The sequence below is a fragment of the Bacillus cereus group sp. BfR-BA-01310 genome (assembly GCF_022664325.1).
GTDB classification, from domain to species: domain Bacteria; phylum Bacillota; class Bacilli; order Bacillales; family Bacillaceae_G; genus Bacillus_A; species Bacillus_A paramycoides.
Genome location: NZ_JAKUHD010000095.1, coordinates 1 through 429 on the forward strand (window position 1 = coordinate 1; position 429 = coordinate 429).

Genomic DNA, 429 nt, shown 5'->3' on the forward strand with positions numbered 1-429 from the left:
AGGTCTGAGTTGCCTGCATTTCGCTCGTCTCTATTAAAAGATGTCCTCCCGGTGCTAGCCAGAGAATTGCTTCTTTTGCTACTCTTCGCTGAATGTCAAGTCCATCCTCTCCTCCGTCAAGCGCCCACTTCGGTTCATGTAGGCGAGCCTCTTGTGGGAGCAGCTTTATTGCCTTGGTAGGAACATAAGGTACGTTCGCAACTAGGGTGTTCACATGGCCTTTAATTGAGTGAGGCAGAGCTGTATACAAGTCACCTTCAAAAACATGGCCACCGAAATCTGTTACGTTGCGGCTTGCACATCGTACTGCGACAGGGTCAATGTCAGCAGAGTACAATTCAACTTGTCCTAAAGCTGCTGCCAGTGCTACACCCACAGCACCTGACCCGCAACATAGATCAACGACGATATCACCAAAACATGACAGAG

1 protein-coding gene is annotated in these 429 nt (G+C 49.2%); it reads right to left on the bottom strand.

The genetic code is table 11. The features are described from left to right. The coding region (locus MR109_RS29760; protein ID WP_242274863.1) for a methyltransferase at positions 1-429 on the bottom strand (429 nt) is incomplete at both ends.